The organism is Mannheimia sp. USDA-ARS-USMARC-1261 (genome assembly GCF_000521605.1).
Classification (GTDB): domain Bacteria; phylum Pseudomonadota; class Gammaproteobacteria; order Enterobacterales; family Pasteurellaceae; genus Mannheimia; species Mannheimia indoligenes.
In genome coordinates this window covers 1823731-1839630 of sequence record NZ_CP006942.1, presented here as the reverse complement: position 1 = coordinate 1839630, position 15900 = coordinate 1823731, and the positions used below count along the sequence as shown (strand labels likewise).

General features: G+C 40.3%; 16 protein-coding genes. 13 read left to right on the top strand and 3 right to left on the bottom strand.

From position 1 onward, the window contains the following. Window positions 1-184 precede the first annotated feature (184 nt). The 8 genes from rsxA (at window position 185) to lpxM (ending at window position 8111) form a co-directional block, all read left to right on the top strand. Window positions 185-766, top strand: a complete 582-nt coding sequence (gene rsxA / locus X781_RS08870) for an electron transport complex subunit RsxA (RefSeq protein WP_025236528.1) — start codon at window positions 185-187, stop codon at window positions 764-766. After that, complete coding sequence (rsxB, locus tag X781_RS08865) at window positions 766-1383, top strand: electron transport complex subunit RsxB (RefSeq protein ID WP_025236527.1); 618 nt, start codon at window positions 766-768, stop codon at window positions 1381-1383. The genes rsxA and rsxB overlap by 1 nt, the downstream gene beginning before the upstream one ends. After that, the gene (gene rsxC, locus X781_RS08860; protein ID WP_025236526.1) at window positions 1370-3730 is read left to right on the top strand and encodes an electron transport complex subunit RsxC; all 2361 of its coding nucleotides are present in this window, start codon (window positions 1370-1372) and stop codon (window positions 3728-3730) included. Before rsxB ends, rsxC begins: the two co-directional genes overlap by 14 nt. Beyond that, entirely contained in the window at window positions 3723-4358 is a 636-nt protein-coding gene (locus X781_RS08855; RefSeq protein ID WP_025236525.1) for a trimeric intracellular cation channel family protein, read from the top strand. Before rsxC ends, X781_RS08855 begins: the two co-directional genes overlap by 8 nt. Before the next feature lie 39 nt (window positions 4359-4397). Further along, the gene (rsxD, locus tag X781_RS08850) at window positions 4398-5453 is read left to right on the top strand and encodes an electron transport complex subunit RsxD (protein ID WP_025236524.1); all 1056 of its coding nucleotides are present in this window, start codon (window positions 4398-4400) and stop codon (window positions 5451-5453) included. Further along, the gene (rsxG, locus tag X781_RS08845) at window positions 5453-6085 is read left to right on the top strand and encodes an electron transport complex subunit RsxG (protein ID WP_025236523.1); all 633 of its coding nucleotides are present in this window, start codon (window positions 5453-5455) and stop codon (window positions 6083-6085) included. Before rsxD ends, rsxG begins: the two co-directional genes overlap by 1 nt. An 8-nt stretch (window positions 6086-6093) precedes the next feature. Continuing rightward, on the top strand, window positions 6094-6777 hold the full coding sequence (locus X781_RS08840) for an electron transport complex subunit E (protein ID WP_025236522.1): 684 nt from the start codon (window positions 6094-6096) through the stop codon (window positions 6775-6777). Between the two features lie 377 nt (window positions 6778-7154). Then, window positions 7155-8111 carry a lauroyl-Kdo(2)-lipid IV(A) myristoyltransferase gene (lpxM, locus tag X781_RS08835; RefSeq protein ID WP_025236521.1) on the top strand — a complete coding sequence of 319 codons (957 nt, stop codon included), beginning with the start codon at window positions 7155-7157 and terminating at the stop codon, window positions 8109-8111. Window positions 8112-8196: 85 nt separating this feature from the next. On the opposite strand, the gene X781_RS08830 is transcribed toward lpxM, so the two are convergent. The 3 genes from X781_RS08830 to X781_RS08820 form a co-directional block, all read right to left on the bottom strand. Then, complete coding sequence (locus tag X781_RS08830) at window positions 8197-8484, bottom strand: type II toxin-antitoxin system RelE family toxin (protein WP_025236520.1); 288 nt, start codon at window positions 8482-8484, stop codon at window positions 8197-8199. A 9-nt stretch (window positions 8485-8493) separates the two neighbouring features. Continuing rightward, the gene (locus tag X781_RS08825; RefSeq protein ID WP_025236519.1) at window positions 8494-8742 is read right to left on the bottom strand and encodes a type II toxin-antitoxin system RelB/DinJ family antitoxin; all 249 of its coding nucleotides are present in this window, start codon (window positions 8740-8742) and stop codon (window positions 8494-8496) included. A gap of 104 nt (window positions 8743-8846) precedes the next feature. Then, complete coding sequence (locus X781_RS08820) at window positions 8847-10301, bottom strand: aminoacyl-histidine dipeptidase (RefSeq protein ID WP_025236518.1); 1455 nt, start codon at window positions 10299-10301, stop codon at window positions 8847-8849. Between the two features lie 214 nt (window positions 10302-10515). On the opposite strand from X781_RS08820, the gene X781_RS08815 reads away from it, so the two are divergent. From X781_RS08815 to tdeA, 5 genes are all read left to right on the top strand, one after another. After that, window positions 10516-11532, top strand: coding sequence for a factor H binding protein domain-containing protein (locus X781_RS08815; protein ID WP_025236517.1), 1017 nt, complete (start codon window positions 10516-10518; stop codon window positions 11530-11532). Window positions 11533-11612: 80 nt separating this feature from the next. Next, window positions 11613-13022, top strand: a complete 1410-nt coding sequence (locus X781_RS08810) for a surface lipoprotein assembly modifier (RefSeq protein ID WP_025236516.1) — start codon at window positions 11613-11615, stop codon at window positions 13020-13022. A gap of 146 nt (window positions 13023-13168) precedes the next feature. After that, window positions 13169-13642 carry a xanthine phosphoribosyltransferase gene (gpt, locus tag X781_RS08805; RefSeq protein ID WP_025216824.1) on the top strand — a complete coding sequence of 158 codons (474 nt, stop codon included), beginning with the start codon at window positions 13169-13171 and terminating at the stop codon, window positions 13640-13642. Between the two features lie 62 nt (window positions 13643-13704). After that, window positions 13705-14328 carry a guanylate kinase gene (gene gmk, locus X781_RS08800; protein WP_025236515.1) on the top strand — a complete coding sequence of 208 codons (624 nt, stop codon included), beginning with the start codon at window positions 13705-13707 and terminating at the stop codon, window positions 14326-14328. 111 nt (window positions 14329-14439) lie between these two features. Continuing rightward, window positions 14440-15837 (top strand): toxin/drug exporter TdeA, encoded by a 1398-nt coding sequence (gene tdeA, locus X781_RS08795; RefSeq protein ID WP_025236514.1) that lies wholly within the window; start codon window positions 14440-14442, stop codon window positions 15835-15837. Window positions 15838-15900: the final 63 nt, after the last annotated feature.

The following is a 15900-nucleotide window of genomic DNA, read 5'->3' as shown; positions in this document are numbered from 1 at the left end:
TTGAAATATAGGGTGGTTTTTCGCTTAAAAAGTACCTCTGATTTTTTATTGTGAATGAAGTAAAAACAGGGGATAATATCACGTTTATTTTAATGAGCTACTTTAACAAGCGGTCAGATTTTCTCTGTTTTTTGCAAAATAAAATGTGTTTTTGACCGCTTGTATATTTAATTTTGTGGATGTTATGGTCGATTATATTCTGTTAGTCATCAGCACCGCCTTAATCAACAACTTTGTTCTAGTGAAATTCCTAGGGCTTTGTCCGTTTATGGGGGTGTCGAAAAAGGTAGAAACCGCAATCGGAATGGGGCTTGCCACCACTTTCGTTTTGACGGTTGCCTCACTTTCAGCCTATTTGGTGGAAACTTACCTGCTTGAGCCGCTCAATGCCGAGTTTTTAAGAACGTTGGTGTTTATTTTGGTGATTGCGGTGATTGTGCAATTAACAGAAATGATCGTCCATAAAACCAGCCCGACTCTTTATCGCTTATTAGGCATCTACTTACCGCTGATTACTACTAACTGTGCGGTGCTTGGGGTGGCGTTATTAAACGTGAATTTATCTAATAACCTAGTGGAATCCGTACTTTATGGTTTCGGTGCCGCAGCTGGATTCTCGCTTGTTTTGGTATTATTTGCCGCTCTGCGTGAACGTTTAGCCGCTGCTGATGTGCCTCGTCCATTCCAAGGAGCATCTATCGCCTTAATTACCGCAGGCTTGATGTCGCTTGCCTTTATGGGCTTTACAGGATTGGTGAAACTCTAATGCTTGATTTACCAATTATTGCTTATATTCTTATCGCTATCGCTTTTATCGCACTGATTTTCGGAGCGATTTTGGGCTATTCCTCAATTAAACTAAAAGTTGAAGCCGATCCGATTGTTGAACAAATTGATGCTTTATTACCGCAGAGCCAATGCGGGCAATGCGGTTATCCGGGTTGTAAACCTTACGCAGAAGCGATTGCTAATGGTGATGTCATTACAAAATGTGTACCGGGTGGACGACCTTTGGTGGTTAATCTTGCCGAGCTATTAGGGGTTGAAGTACCGCCAATGGAGGGAATGGAAGAGCCCGAAGTCAAAGTAGCTTTTGTGATTGAAGATCTTTGCATTGGTTGTACTAAATGTATTCAGGCTTGCCCTGTTGATGCGATTATCGGCACAAATAAGGCAATGCACACTATTATTCCTGATCTCTGTACAGGTTGTGAGCTTTGTGTTGCCCCTTGCCCAACTAACTGTATTGAAATGATCCCGGTTAAACAAACCACGAACTCGTGGAATTGGAAATTTGACCAAAATTTAATTATTCCTGTGGTAAATACAACAGAATTACAGAAAAAATTGGTAACAGGCGGAGGGAAGAATGAGCAATCCTAACTTAGTGATTGAGCGTATCCGCCAAAACAAAGAAAGCGGCAAGTTATGGGATTTCCCGGGTGGTATTCACCCGATGGAAAATAAAGATCAATCTAATAGTAAGCCGATTCGAACCCTCAATTTACCTCGCTTTTTCTATGTGCCGCTGGTTCAGCATTCCGGTTGGGCGGGAGAACTATTAGTAAAAGTGGGCGATTTGGTGCTAAAAGGGCAACCGCTCACTAAAGGCGATAACTACCGTCAGCTTCCGGTACATAGTCCAACTTCAGGACGAGTGATTGGCATTGAGCCTTATGTTTCCACTCACGCTTCAGGCTTGCCTGAGATGACGATTATCATCGAAACCGATGGCAAAGATGAATGGGTAGAACGCCAGCCAATTGAAGATTTCTTAAGCCTTACAAGCGATCAAATTATCCAAAAAGTTTACCAATACGGCATTGCGGGCTTAGGTGGAGCGGTGTTTCCAACTGCAACAAAATTAAGCCTTGCGGATAAACGCTGTAAATTGCTTGTGATTAACGGGGCGGAATGTGAACCTTACATTACTTGTGATGACCGCTTAATGCAAGATTGTACGCAGGATCTGATTGAAGGAATTCGGATCTTGCGTTATGTGCTTCGCCCCGAAGAAGTGGTGATTGCGATTGAGGATAACAAACCGCACGCCATTAAAGCACTAGAAGAAGCCTTGAAAGGTTCAAATGATATGTTTGTGCGAGCCATTCCGACTAAATATCCGTCCGGGGCATCTGATCAGTTAATCCAAGTATTGACCGGGCTTGAAATTCCGGCAGGACAACGCACGATTCAAATGGGTATTGTAATGCACAATGTCGGCACAGCGTATGCCGTTAAACGTGCGATTATTGATGACGAGCCGTTAATTGAGCGAGTGGTTACTCTGACTGGCGACAAAATCCGCAACAAAGGTAATGTGTGGGCAAGGCTCGGTACACCAATTCAGCATTTGTTAGAACAAGTGGACTACCAAGCTGACAAGCGTTTTCCTGTGTTTATGGGCGGACCAATGATGGGCTTTATTTTGCCTTCATTGCAAGCTCCTGTAACCAAAACCGTAAACTGCTTGATTGCCCCGGATCATTTTGAATACGCACCACCGGAGCCTGAACGTAGTTGCATTCGCTGCTCAAGCTGCTCTGATGCTTGCCCTGTGGGGTTATTACCACAGCAGCTTTATTGGTTTGCCAGAGCGGAAGATCACGACAAATCTAAAGAGTACAATTTGGATGCTTGTATTGAGTGTGGCGTTTGTGCCTATGTTTGCCCAAGCTATATCCCACTTATTCAGTATTTCCGCCAAGAAAAAGCGAAAATCAATGAAATTGAAGAAAAAGCTCGCAAGGCGGAAGAAGCTAAAATCCGTTTTGAAGCACGAGAAGCCCGTTTACAAAAAGAACGAGATGCAAGAACGGCTCGGATTACCCAAGCGGCTGAAAAACGCCGTGAAGAAGTGGCAAATGCAGGTGGCGTTGATCCTGTAAAAGCAGCTCTTGAACGCTTGAAAGCGAAAAAAGCAGCTGAAACCATTCAAGAAACACCGGCAGAAGTGCAAGTAAAATCTAACGGTGAGCCTGATAATAGCGATTTAATGGCACAACGCAAAGCCAGACGTCTAGCTAAACAGGCAGAGCAAGCGGTCGAAAAAGCAGAAAATATTGCAAACACTGAAACTGAAGCCACAGATAATGCTGAAACTGACCCTCGCAAAGCTGCAGTTGCCGCAGCACTTGCTCGAGCCAAAGCGAAAAAAGAGGCTCAGAAAGATCCTGTAGTGGAGAACAGTAATTCGCCCGAAACAACAAACAATGTGGAAACCGATCCACGCAAAGCGGCGGTTGCTGCCGCTCTTGCTAGAGCCAAAGCGAAAAAAGAAGCTCAACAAGCGGTTGAAAAAGCAGAAAATATTGCAACTGTAGGGGAGAATTACAGTTCGCCTGAACCTACAGAAAATGTGGAAGCCGATCCACGCAAAGTGGCAGTTGCTGCCGCTCTTGCCAGAGCCAAAGCGAAAAAAGAAGCTCAACAAGCGGTTGAAAAAGCAGAAAATATTGCAACTGTAGGGACGAATTGTAATTTACCTGAACCTACAGAAAATGTGGAAACCGATCCACGCAAAGCAGCAGTTGCTGCCGCCCTTGCTAGAGCCAAAGCGAAAAAAGAAGCTCAACAAGCGGTTGAAAAAGCAGAAAATATTGCAGCTGTAGGGGCGAATAGCAATTCGCCCAAAACGGAAAGCGAAGATCCTCGCAAAGCCGCTGTAGCTGCTGCAATTGCTCGAGCCAAAGCTCGTAAGCAAGCTGAACAGGAGCAAAAAGATGTTTAGTGAGCTAATTCCACCACTGCCTTGGTCGTTCCTGTTTATTCAGGATTTAATCGGTACAATCGTGTTTGCCATTTCAGGGGCGATTGCGGCTCGCCAGCACAAAATGGATATTTTCGGAATGTTTATTTTAGCGTTTGTAACAGGCGTAGGTGGTGGCACATTGAGGGATATGATGATTGGCTCAACTCCGGTATTTTGGATGAAGCAGCCGATTTATGTGCTGATGATTAGCTTGGCAGTAGTAATTACGGCGATTTTCCGCAATCAAATTTCCCGTAAAAGTTGGCAAACAGGCTTGTTGGTATTCGATGCGATTGGGCTTGGTGTATTTACGGTGATTGGGGTACAAAAAGGCTTAGATTTTGGGCTTCACCCATTAATTTGTGTGGCACTGGGCGGTGTTACCGGTTGTTTCGGCGGCGTGATTCGAGATATTTTACGCAATGAAGTGCCGATTGTGCTACAAAAAGAAGTTTATGTAACGGCAAGCTTGATTGGTGGTGTGATTTTTGTGATGGCAAATTCATTTGGGCTAGAAAGTGATTGGGTTTATCTTGCCACTGTTTTCACCGTTATTATTATCCGCTTATTAGCAATTCGGTTTAATTTGAATTTGCCAAAGGTTTAATTAGATCTTTTCTTATTTTTTATAAAAAGGCTTATATTAATGTTCAAAATTGTAAGTTCCCCACATACCCATTCAAGCAATCTTACAGCAAATTTTATGCTGTGGGTTATTGCGATGATGTTGCCCGCACTTGGGGTTCAACTTTACTATTTCGGTTTCGGGGTGCTAATTCAAATTGTGATTGCGGTAGTTTTAGCAATTATCATTGAAATTGGAGTTGCAAAATTACGTAAAAAAACGACCGCTTTCTATTTAGCGGATATGTCGGGCATTTTAACCGCATTGATTTTAGCAATGTCGATTCCTCCTTATGCTCCTTATTGGATCATCATCATTGGTATTATTGCCGCTCTTTTATTAGCAAAACATAGCTATGGCGGCTTAGGGCAGAATCTGTTTAATCCTGCAATGATTGGTTATGCCTTATTATTGGTTTCTTTCCCTGTACAGATGACTTCTTGGATTGTGCCGATTGATTTGTTAAATGAGCCACCTACATTTAGTGATGCAATTTCATTAATTTTCAGTGGAGTAACCAGTGATGGTTTTAGTCTTCATCAACTGGTGAATAGTGTTGATGGCATCGCACAAGCCACACCGTTAGACAGTATGAAAAGCAGTTTAGCCAAATCTGGTTTCGATGCTGTAATGAATACGCCGATTTTTAATGGATTATTTGCAACAGGCTGGCTACAACTGAATATTGCCTTTTTATTAGGTGGACTTGTGCTGATTTATAAGCGAATTATCCATTGGCAAATTCCTGTTTCAATGCTTGCTGCCTTTATCGTTTTAAGTGGTATAACTGAGTTGGTAACAGATCAAGCATATCTTCATTTTGTCAGCCATTTATTCAGTGGTGCGATGATGTTTGGGGCGTTTTTTATTGCCACTGATCCTGTCAGTGCTTCTATTACCCCAAGAGGAAAACTGATTTTCGGGGCGTTGGTCGGCGTTTTGCTTTATGTGATCCGCTATTACGGCAATTATCCTGATGCAATTGCGTTTTCCGTATTATTGGCAAATATCTGCGTACCGTTAATCGACCACTACACACAACCAAGACTTTACGGTACGAAATTGGATAGAAAATAATGAATACCTCAAAAATCACGTTAAAATATGCCTTAATTTTAGGCTTGATTGCGTTGTTAAGTACCGCAGTTTCCACCGGTGTGTATCTGCTTACTAAAGGCAGAATTGACGATGTAACGGCAATGCAGCAACGTAAATTATTAGAAGAAGTTGTGCCGAGAAGCCTTTTTGACAATGATGTGTTAGGCAGTTGTAAACTGCTTCAGCTTGAAAATGCTCCTTATCTGAACCGCATTTATATTGCAAAAAAATCGGAAAAAACGACCGCTTACTTAATTCAAAGTACAGCTCCGGACGGTTATTCAGGTAATATCGTATTATTAATGGGAATAGAGCCAAACGGTAATCTGTTAGGGGTACGCACGCTAGAACATAAAGAAACGCCGGGCTTGGGTGATAAAATTGAAACTCGTGTGTCAGACTGGATTTTATCTTTCACCAATAAACATTTTAGCTTAGAAAATGAAGCAGAATGGAATGTGAAAAAAGATGGCGGACAATTTGACCAATTCACTGGTGCGACCATTACGCCTCGTGCAGTAGTGAATAATATCCGCCAAAGTGCAAAATGGGCTCTCACAGAGCTTGCACAAAATCCGCAAATGATCGACCAATTTAAAGATTGTAAATAGGGTATAAAATGGAAAGAGAAAACCAAATCCCTGTAACCAATATTGAGATAGAGCCCAAACAAGTGGCTGTTTGGCGAGATCTGTTTACCGATGGTGTATGGAAAAATAACGGTGCGTTAGTCCAATTATTAGGGCTTTGCCCGTTACTGGCGGTTTCAAACAGCGTAACCAATGCGTTAGGTTTAGGCTTAGCAACAATGTTTGTGCTGATTTTTACCAATGTAACCGTCTCGCTTTTCCGTAAAATTACGCCGCACGATATCCGCATTCCGATTTATGTGATGATTATTGCAACCGTTGTAACGGCAGTACAGCTTCTAATGAATGCCTTTGCATTCCCTGTGTATCAATCGCTGGGTATTTTTATTCCGTTGATTGTTACCAACTGTATTGTTATCGGGCGAGCAGAAGCCTATGCTTCGAAAAATGAAGTAAAATTCTCCGCCTTTGATGGTTTTTCAATGGGGTTAGGAATGACCTTAAGCCTTGTGGTGCTGGGAGCTTTGCGTGAGATTATCGGTAATGGAACGCTTTTCTACGGTTTAGATTTATTACTCGGCAACTGGGCAAAAGCACTCTATATTGATGTATTACATATTGATTCAGGATTGTTACTTGCGATTTTACCGCCGGGAGCCTTTATTGGGCTTGGGGTGATATTGGCGGTGAAGAATATTATTGATAAAAGATAGTTTCTTGTTACTTTTCTTTGCTTGTGCAAAGAAAAGTAACCAAAAGAAAGCACACCCTGCTTCGTTGCTTTCCTCACTTGGTTGAAATTTTCTTAACGAAAAATAAACCTGATGTTCGCTTCGCTCTCGCTCGGGTTATTTTCCTAAAAATTTCAAGTCGTTCGGGCAACTCAGAAGGGAACCCGAACCGTCTATACAAGCGGTGATTTTTTTGAAAAATTTTGCAAAACAATGCTATGTGAAGTAGGGTCGCCTTTCTTTGGTTACTTTCTTTATTCGCTACGCTCACACTTCGTGCCGTTGGCAAAGCCAACGTTCAAAACATAAATGTTTTGTGGCGAAGCAAAGAAAGTAACAATAATATTGAGGAATACAGAATGACAAGAATTACCGCTCAAGACGGTTACACTCACAAATTCCTATGGTCTTTTCTCCACCCAAAGTATTGGGTGGTGTGGTTAGGCGTATTGGGACTTGTGATTTTGGCGTATGTGCCGGCAGGAATAAGAGATAAATTTTCTGCTTTTGTGGGAAGAACTGCCTATAAATATCTCAAAAAGAAAAATAAAAAAGGCTATCATCGGGCAAAAGTAAACTTACGCTATTGCTTTCCGCAGTGGAGTGAGCAAAAACGGGAAGATGTAGTTGAAAAAATGTTTATCACAGTGGCTCAAACAATGTTAGCGATTGGTGAAACGGCTATTCGCCCTGTTGCTTATTTACAAAAACGTTGTGAATTTACAGGATTTGAACACGTAGTAAAAGCCAAAGAGAGCGGTAAAAACGTGATAATGCTTGTGCCACATACTTGGTCTATTGATATGGCGGGCGTGGCAATGTTCTCATTGGGTTACCCGATGACCTCAATGTACAATCCACACCGCAATGCGTTAGTCGATTGGCTATGGAACATTACCCGAGAGCGTTTAGGTGGGCGAATGCACACTCGTCAAAACGGTATTAAAGCCTTTTTAGCGGATGTACGCAAAGGCGATGTCGGTTATTTCCTTCCGGATGAAGATTTTGGTGAAGAATTAAGTGTATACGCAGATTTCTTCGCAACTGAAAAAGCCACTCTTCCCGGTTTAAATAAAATGGCGAGAGTAGCTAACGCGGAAGTGATTCCAATGTTCTCAATCTATAATGCCGAAAAAGCAAAATATGAAATGGAAATTTTACCACCACTTGAATTTTCAGGCGATCCTGTTCAATCTGCCCGAGAAATGAACCGAGTGATTGAATATTTTGTAGAGAAGAACCCGGAGCAATATGTTTGGATTTTACGTTTGCTTAAAACCAGACGAAATGGGGAAGATATTTATAAAGGTGAATAAATAGACTTAGGGCGAACTAATAGTTCGCCTTTTATGTAATATAAAATAGATTTGGTATAGCAAGCGGTTAATTTTATAACGGATTTTACACTCGTTTTAACGCTGTATCATATACTTCATTATCTTCACGTTTGCCAACTGTCAGTAATAAAATATAGATTTCATCATCATTAACCTGATAAACAAGCCGAACACCTGCTTTTCTTAATTTGATTTTGTAGCAATTATGCAGTTCGCCACTTAAGCGATTCTTGGGAATATGAGGATTTTCAATGACATTATCTAGTTTTTTACGTAGTTGTTGCTTAATAGTAGGATCAAGTTTATTTAGTTCTGCCACAAAATCTTCGTGAACTTTAATAGAATAAACCATAATAACGCCTTATGAAAATAGCTCATCGAGTGTCGTATTTTTGATTTTTTCTGGTTCATTTAGTCTTTTCTTCACGATGTTATACAATTGGGCATCTTCATCTGAAACAATAATTTGCTTAATCGGCATTTTACCTGTATCTGCTACATAAGCTAAAAATGTACGGATAGCATCCGATGGGCTAATGCCCAAATTATCGAAAGCTAAAAAGGCTCGTTGCTTAACATTATCGTCAATACGAATATTCAAGTTTGCCATAATTTCTTCCCCTTTTTATATTTATTGTAAAACGTTTGTAAAACATAAGCAATGTTAAGGATATGGAAAAATTAAGGGTAAGCATATTTACTTACCCTATAGACTTATTTACTCGGTGCTTGTGCTAGCAAACGAGTTAATAACTTCCAATACGTTTCCACCGCCGGAATATGCACTTTTTCATCTGGTGAGTGGGCGTTGAGAATAGTTGGTCCAATCGACACAAAATCCATATTAGGATAGATTTTATTGATTAAACCGCATTCTAAACCTGCGTGAATAACTTTAATTTGAGATTCATAACCTAAAATATCATCGTAAATCGCTTTGGTTAATGGGGTGATTTTTGAATCTGGATTTGGTTCCCAGCCCGGATAATTGCCGGAAAAATCAACCTCCGCTCCCACAAGAGTAGCTAATGAGCGAATTTTACTGCGAATATCGGCTTTGCCCCCTTCAATTAAAGAACGAGCGAGAATAGTCGCTTTTACATCGCTCTCTTTGGTACTCAGCACGCCAATGCTTAATGAAGTTTCCACCACATTTTCCACAACATCGCTATTACGCACCACACCATTTGGCAGAGCGTTAATGAAGTGAATTACACGTGCGGTACTTGCCGGGTCGAATGCTTGTTCAGGCACGTCAGCTTCTTCAATGAAAAATTGGAAGTTTGGCTCTGCAATTCTGAGCTCTGTTTTTAACTGCTCGGCAGTTTGGGTTAAACAAGCGGTCAATTTTTCCTTATTTTCTGCAGAAACAATCAGTGTTGCGTGAGCTTCACGTGGAATAGCGTTACGCACAGAACCACCTTGAACAGCGGAAATTTGAAATTCCACTTCGTTGTAAGCTTCTTCCAAAATACGAGCAAAAACTTTAATCGCATTTGCTCGAGTTGTGTGGATATCACAACCTGAATGCCCGCCTTGTAAGCCTTTAAGCGTAAAGGTAAGAGCCGCATCTTGCTGATGTGGCACTAAAAAAACGGGAAGCGTTATATTCACATTTTCGCCACCGGCACAGCCGATATAAATTTCACCATTTTCTTCGGTGTCAGTATTAATCATAATATCGGCAGTCAGCCAGTTCGGGCGTAAACCAATCGCCCCTTCCATTCCCGCTTCTTCCGTCATTGTGAGCAGCACTTCAATGGTTGGGTGGGCTAAATCATCACTATCTAACACCGCTAAGCACGAAGCTAAACCAATGCCGTTATCAGCCCCAAGTGTTGTACCTTTCGCTTTCACCCATTCACCGTCAATATAAGGCTGGATTGGGTCTTTTTTGAAATCGTGAACTGTGCCGGCATTGGCTTGTGGCACCATATCTAAATGAGCTTGTAGGGCAATGACGGCACGATCTTCCATTCCTGCCGTTGCAGGCTTACGGATTAACACGTTACCAGCTTCATCACGCTCAACAAAGAAATTTTTCGATTTTGCCCAATTTACAATAAATTCAGCCAATTCCTCTTCGTGATAAGAGGGGTGGGGAATAGCACACACTTTATCAAACCATTGCCAGAGCAGTTGAGGGGCGAGAGTTGAAATTTCAGACATAATGAGCTCCTTTTGTAAAAAATTGAGAAAAAATCACCGCTTGTATTTAAGCTGGATAGCTATCTCTACCATTGTAGAATAATTTGAGATGAATTTAATAAAAAAATCTTAAAAAAGTGAAAAAAATACTTGATGACGAGTTGTTTTTTTTTTGTACAATCTGCGTGTGTTTTAAACACAAAAATCATCTTTTATCTTACAAAAGGAACATTCTATGTCTATCAAAAAAGTAACATTAGCAAGTTTGATTTTATTGAGTTTAACGGCTTGTGGTAGTGGCGGCTCCGGTGGCAACTCAAACAATGCAACAAAACCGAATGCTAAACCGCAAACCACTCAACAACAAACCGATAAAGCCGCTGCCGAAAAAGCGGCTAAAGAGAAAGCGGAAGCGGAACGTTTAGCGGCAGAAAAAGCAGCGAAAGAGAAAGCAGAAGCGGAACGTTTAGCAGCGGAAAAGGCAGCGAAAGAGAAAGCGGAAGCAGAGCGTTTAGCAGCCGAAAAAGTAGCGAAAGAGAAAGCAGAAGCAGAGCGTTTAGCAGCCGAAAAGGCAGCAATAGAAAAAGCGGCGAAAGAGGAAGCGGAACGTTTAGCAGCAGAAAAAGCAGCGAAAGAGAAAGCAGAAGCAGAGCGTTTAGCAATTGTTAAAGCAAAAGGCATTGATGATGAAAATTACGGTATAAGATTTAATGATTTTAACGAAAAAACAGAAGGAAAAATCAAAGTTAGAACACAAAGCTACTTATATAATCAACCATATTCAGTTGTTACAGCACAAGAGGTTAAAAGAACAGGCTGGGAAAATGGAAAATATATTGATATATCAGATAAAACAATTACAGTTAAAGGATTAAAAACAGAAAAATTACCACCTGAAGGTAAAGCAACTTATGAAGGAAAAGCTTTTAATTATAATGGGGATTATGACGGTGCAATCGGTGGTCATTTAACATACGATGTTGATTTTACTAATCGTACTGGTTCGGGAAAGATAGAGGGAGGTTATGCTAGAAGTATAACATTGGCTAAAGGAAATTTAGAAAAAAATAGTATTTCATCTACTGCTAGTCTTTATTATGGAACTCATCATCATGGTGATGGAAGCTATAAGGTAGAATTTTTTGGTCCAAACGCAGAAGAAATTAGTGGCTATATAAAAATGGAAACAGATATTAATGGGAATCCAGATAGCTTTGGTTTCTCAGGCATTCGTGGAGAAGTCCAAAAATAATCTTTTCTAATATTCAATGCCGTTTAATGAAAAATTAAGCGGCATTTGTATTGATAGTATCTACTCATTTCTTTATCTTTATGAAAAAATATACCCTCTTATTTCCACTTTTCAGTCCTTTTGTGTTGGCAGAAACCGTGATTGAGCACAACACAGATCCCGTTTCTTTTGAACGCCATTCACAAGCGGTCAAATTTGAGCAAAATTTTGCAAAAAAGCCACAAAAAACGACCGCTTATCAGCCCAAATATTCGTTAAATCAGAATGTTGAACAGCAAATTAACCAAGCGATTTTGAGCCAAAATTGGGAAAACTTAGCACCGCTTTTAAGTCGTTATCAGCAAATGCCCAATGTTGATCCGTTACTTTGGCATTACGCCCAAGCGGCACTTGCCTATGCGGAAAAAGATCATCATTCAGCCATTTTTCACTACCGCCAATTACTCGCCAGAAATCCCAATTTGGTTTATCCACGTTTTGATTTAGCGTTAATTTTGGCAGAAGATCAGCAATTTCGTGAGGCGGAGCGTGAATTTAGCCATATTCAAGCCTATTTACCGCCCGATTTAGGCAAAATTGCGGCGAATACTCAAATGCAAATTGCAGAAAATGAGCGTTGGCAGCCTGATTTTTACTTGCAATATACCCAGACAAATAACGTGAATAATGCTTCATCTTCGCCGATTGTAAGCGTAAATGGGCGGATTTTCCGTAAAAATGAAGAAAGTCTTCCACAATCGGCAAAAGGTGTTCGCTATGGTTTCGGATTAAGCAAATTGCAGAATTTGCGTGGCAACCATTTTGTGGGGTTAGGGCTGAATTATAGCGGTATTTATTATTGGGATAATCAAGATTACCGTGAGCAATCTCTTTCTATTTCGCCAAGTTATAGTTACCGCAAGGCTCGCTATCGCTTTAGTTTTTCGCCGTTTATTGAGCAGAATTGGTTGGGAAGTAGCCGTTATAATTACCAATTTGGAGCAACGGTAAGTGGTTTTCGTTATCTCAATTCGCAATGGTTGATGTCAGGTAGTTTTACCCATTTACAAAAACGCTATTTTGATGAGCTAACCGCAAGTCGTTATAACAGTTATCAGCACCAAATCAGTACTGGACTGCAGTGGCAAGCGGTCAAAAATTGGCGATTTTTTGCAAATTTAGACGGCAGCCGTGAAATCGCTCGTGAGAAAGCTCAAACGTCAAATAAGTGGTTAGCAAGAGTCGGGGCAGTTTATCACGGCGAAAAATGGGCAACTCAGGCAAGTTTAGGCTTTGGAAAACGCTATTTTGCCGATAAGCACTATTTATTTGGCTATAAACGGCAAGATAAGGAATATCAAGTTAATCTTGCGGTTTGGAATCGTACTTGGCATTGGCAAGGCATTGTGCCGAAGTTGAATTTCCGTTATCAAAAAATGGATAGTAATATTGCCGATTTTTACTCTCGACAAAATAAAGAACTGTTTTTTACGTTAGAGAAGCTATTTTAGTGCTGATTTTTTGCACTACGCATACGGTTGCGTAATAAGTTGTATAAAAAAATGAATGAAATGATGGCGAAAAAAACATTTTCAGGTTATTCTAGTGCAATTTTTTTATATCGGGGTGAGCCCCAATTTTATATTAGGTTGTTTCTATGAGCGAAAAATACACAAACGAAAAATATGTGGTAACGTGGGATATGTTCCATATGCACGCCCGTAAGTTGGCAGAAAATTTATTACCCGCTTCTCAGTGGAAAGGGATTATTGCAGTAAGTCGTGGCGGTTTATTCCCTGCTGCTGTTTTAGCACGTGAGTTGGGTATTCGCCACGTAGAAACAGTGTGTATCGCAAGCTACGATCACGATAATCAAGGTGAATTAAAAGTATTACACGCAGCTGAAACTGACGGCGAAGGTTTTATTGTGGTAGATGATTTGGTGGATACCGGAAATACCGCAAAAGAAATTCGCAGAATGTACCCGAAAGCACGTTTTGTAACCGTATTTGCTAAACCACAAGGTGCTCCATTAGTTGATGATTATATCATCGACATTCCACAAGAAACTTGGATTGAGCAGCCTTGGGATTTAGGTATTACCTTTGTTCCGCCTTTGGCTCGTAAGTAATTTTGTGTAATGGACAATGAAAATTGTCCATTATTTTTATCTGTTTTAAATTGATTAAGAAAATGAGTTTAGGTCATCTTTATATTATTTCAGCCCCCAGTGGTGCAGGTAAATCGTCGTTAATTAACGCATTATTAGCTGATTTGCCACGTTCTGAAGTCCAACTTTCTGTTTCTCACACAACCCGTAATCCACGTCCGGCTGAACAAGATGGCGTGCATTATTACTTTACCAACCACGAAGAATTTAAGCGTTTAATTGAGCAAGAGCATTTTTTGGAATGGGCGGAAGTGTTCGGTAATTACTATGGCACATCGCTACCAATGATTGAACGCAGCCTTGAACAAGGGATTGATGTTTTCCTTGATATTGACTGGCAAGGGGCAAGACAGATTCGGGAAAAAGTGGCAAATGTGAAAACGATCTTTATTTTGCCACCTTCAAAAGCTGAACTCGAAAAACGCTTAATCGGGCGAGGGCAAGACTCAGCAGAAACCATTGCAAAACGTATGGCAGAAGCCGTTTCTGAAATGAGCCATTATGATGAGTTTGATTACGTGATTATTAATGATAACTTTGAACAAGCTCTTTCTGAGCTAAAAGCAATTTTAGTGGCAGAGCGTGTCAGCTTAAATAGTCAGAAAATTCGTCATACCAATCTGATTAGTGAACTATTACATAACTAAATGAACAAGCGTTCATTTTAGCTGGAAAGAAACGTAGTTTTTGGGTAGAATACGCCGGTTTTCTACCCAAATTTTTTCACAAAATTATTTTATCCCAAATAAGGACATAGAATGAAACTCTCAAAATTAGCCTTTTCTGTGGTGTTAGCCTTAACGGTAACGGCTTGTACTACCGGAAATATGAGCAATGATGGTTCTTTGCAAAAAGCACAAGAAACTTATCAAAGTTATGATGAAATCACTAAGCAATATCAAATTAACGAGCAATGGTGGCAAGGTTATAGTGATGCTGAATTAAACCGTGTTGTTGATTTAGCCGTTAAAAACAATCTTGATTTAGCAAAAAGTGGGATTGCAGTAAATAAAGCTCTTTATAATGCGAACTTAGTGGGGGCAAATCTAGTTCCAACCTTTAGTGGTTCAGGTTCTGCTTCAGCAGCAAAAGGATTGGGTTCGGCTTCTTCTAATAATATTTCAACCGGTGTTTCAACTACAGCGGCTCAAGCAGCATTCAATTTAAGTTATACCATTGATTTATGGCAGCGTTTAGCTGACACCGCGAGTGCGGCAGAATGGGTTCATAAAGCGACGGTTGAAGATTTAAAAGCAACTCGCTTATCTATCATCAACTCAGTGGTAACTACTTATTATCAATTAGCTTATTACCGTGATGCTATTCGTATTACCGAAGAAAGCATTAAAAACTATGAGCAAATCAGCCGTATTTTAACGAACAAGATGAATGCAGGTGCAATTGACCGTTTAGCGGTAGATCAAGCACAGCAAGCAGTTTTAACTGCTCGCAACAAGGTGATTGAATTACGCACAATGCAAAAAACGGCAGAGCAGACGTTACGCAATTTGCTAAATGTTCACCCAAATACACCGCTTAATATCCGCTATCCAAATATTATGAACGTGAAATTGCAAGGTGTGGATTTAAATGTGCCGGTTTCAGCGATTGCAAATCGCCCTGATGTAGTGGGTTCATTACAACGTTTACAAAGTGCCTTTAAATCTTTAACGGCGACAGAGAAAAGCTGGTTCCCAACTTTAACTATTGGCGGTTCTATTACTGGTAATGCTACAAATGTGGGGAATATTGCAGATAACCCGGTTGGTAATGCGTTAATTAAACTGGATTTACCATTCTTAGATTGGAATCGTGTAAAAAATAACGTAAAAATTTCAGAAGCGGATTATGTAACGGCTCGTTTAAATTATGAGCAAAAAATTACTTCGGCGTTAAATGAAATTGACCGTTATTATTATGGCTATACGCAATCAAGAAGCTCGTTAAAAGTGCTACAAGATGCATATAATCAAGATAAACGCATCAGTACATACTACAAAAATCGTTATGAACAAGGTGTTTCAGAATTCCGTGAATGGATAGCTGCAATGAACACCGAGCGTAATTCCCAACTTGCCATTTTAAATGCCAAGTACACCATCTTAGCGAATGAAAATGCCGTGTACCAAGCAATGGCAGGTAAATATAGAAGATAAGCAAGTACAGTAGAACTAAAAAAGAGTTAATATGACAAATATTAACTCTTTTTTATTTTGAAT

What these genes read in the sequence shown, in the direction of transcription:
- tdeA (WP_025236514.1), top strand. Translation starts at nt 14,440, where the DNA reads ATGAAACTCTCAAAATTAGCCTTTTCTGTGGTGTTAGCCTTAACGGTA.
- X781_RS08820 (WP_025236518.1), bottom strand. Translation starts at nt 10,301, where the DNA reads ATGTCTGAAATTTCAACTCTCGCCCCTCAACTGCTCTGGCAATGGTTT.
- rsxB (WP_025236527.1), top strand. Translation starts at nt 766, where the DNA reads ATGCTTGATTTACCAATTATTGCTTATATTCTTATCGCTATCGCTTTT.
- gpt (WP_025216824.1), top strand. Translation starts at nt 13,169, where the DNA reads ATGAGCGAAAAATACACAAACGAAAAATATGTGGTAACGTGGGATATG.
- X781_RS08840 (WP_025236522.1), top strand. Translation starts at nt 6,094, where the DNA reads ATGGAAAGAGAAAACCAAATCCCTGTAACCAATATTGAGATAGAGCCC.
- X781_RS08815 (WP_025236517.1), top strand. Translation starts at nt 10,516, where the DNA reads ATGTCTATCAAAAAAGTAACATTAGCAAGTTTGATTTTATTGAGTTTA.
- rsxG (WP_025236523.1), top strand. Translation starts at nt 5,453, where the DNA reads ATGAATACCTCAAAAATCACGTTAAAATATGCCTTAATTTTAGGCTTG.
- rsxA (WP_025236528.1), top strand. Translation starts at nt 185, where the DNA reads ATGGTCGATTATATTCTGTTAGTCATCAGCACCGCCTTAATCAACAAC.
- X781_RS08810 (WP_025236516.1), top strand. Translation starts at nt 11,613, where the DNA reads ATGAAAAAATATACCCTCTTATTTCCACTTTTCAGTCCTTTTGTGTTG.
- rsxD (WP_025236524.1), top strand. Translation starts at nt 4,398, where the DNA reads ATGTTCAAAATTGTAAGTTCCCCACATACCCATTCAAGCAATCTTACA.
- rsxC (WP_025236526.1), top strand. Translation starts at nt 1,370, where the DNA reads ATGAGCAATCCTAACTTAGTGATTGAGCGTATCCGCCAAAACAAAGAA.
- X781_RS08855 (WP_025236525.1), top strand. Translation starts at nt 3,723, where the DNA reads ATGTTTAGTGAGCTAATTCCACCACTGCCTTGGTCGTTCCTGTTTATT.
- gmk (WP_025236515.1), top strand. Translation starts at nt 13,705, where the DNA reads ATGAGTTTAGGTCATCTTTATATTATTTCAGCCCCCAGTGGTGCAGGT.
- lpxM (WP_025236521.1), top strand. Translation starts at nt 7,155, where the DNA reads ATGACAAGAATTACCGCTCAAGACGGTTACACTCACAAATTCCTATGG.
- X781_RS08825 (WP_025236519.1), bottom strand. Translation starts at nt 8,742, where the DNA reads ATGGCAAACTTGAATATTCGTATTGACGATAATGTTAAGCAACGAGCC.
- X781_RS08830 (WP_025236520.1), bottom strand. Translation starts at nt 8,484, where the DNA reads ATGGTTTATTCTATTAAAGTTCACGAAGATTTTGTGGCAGAACTAAAT.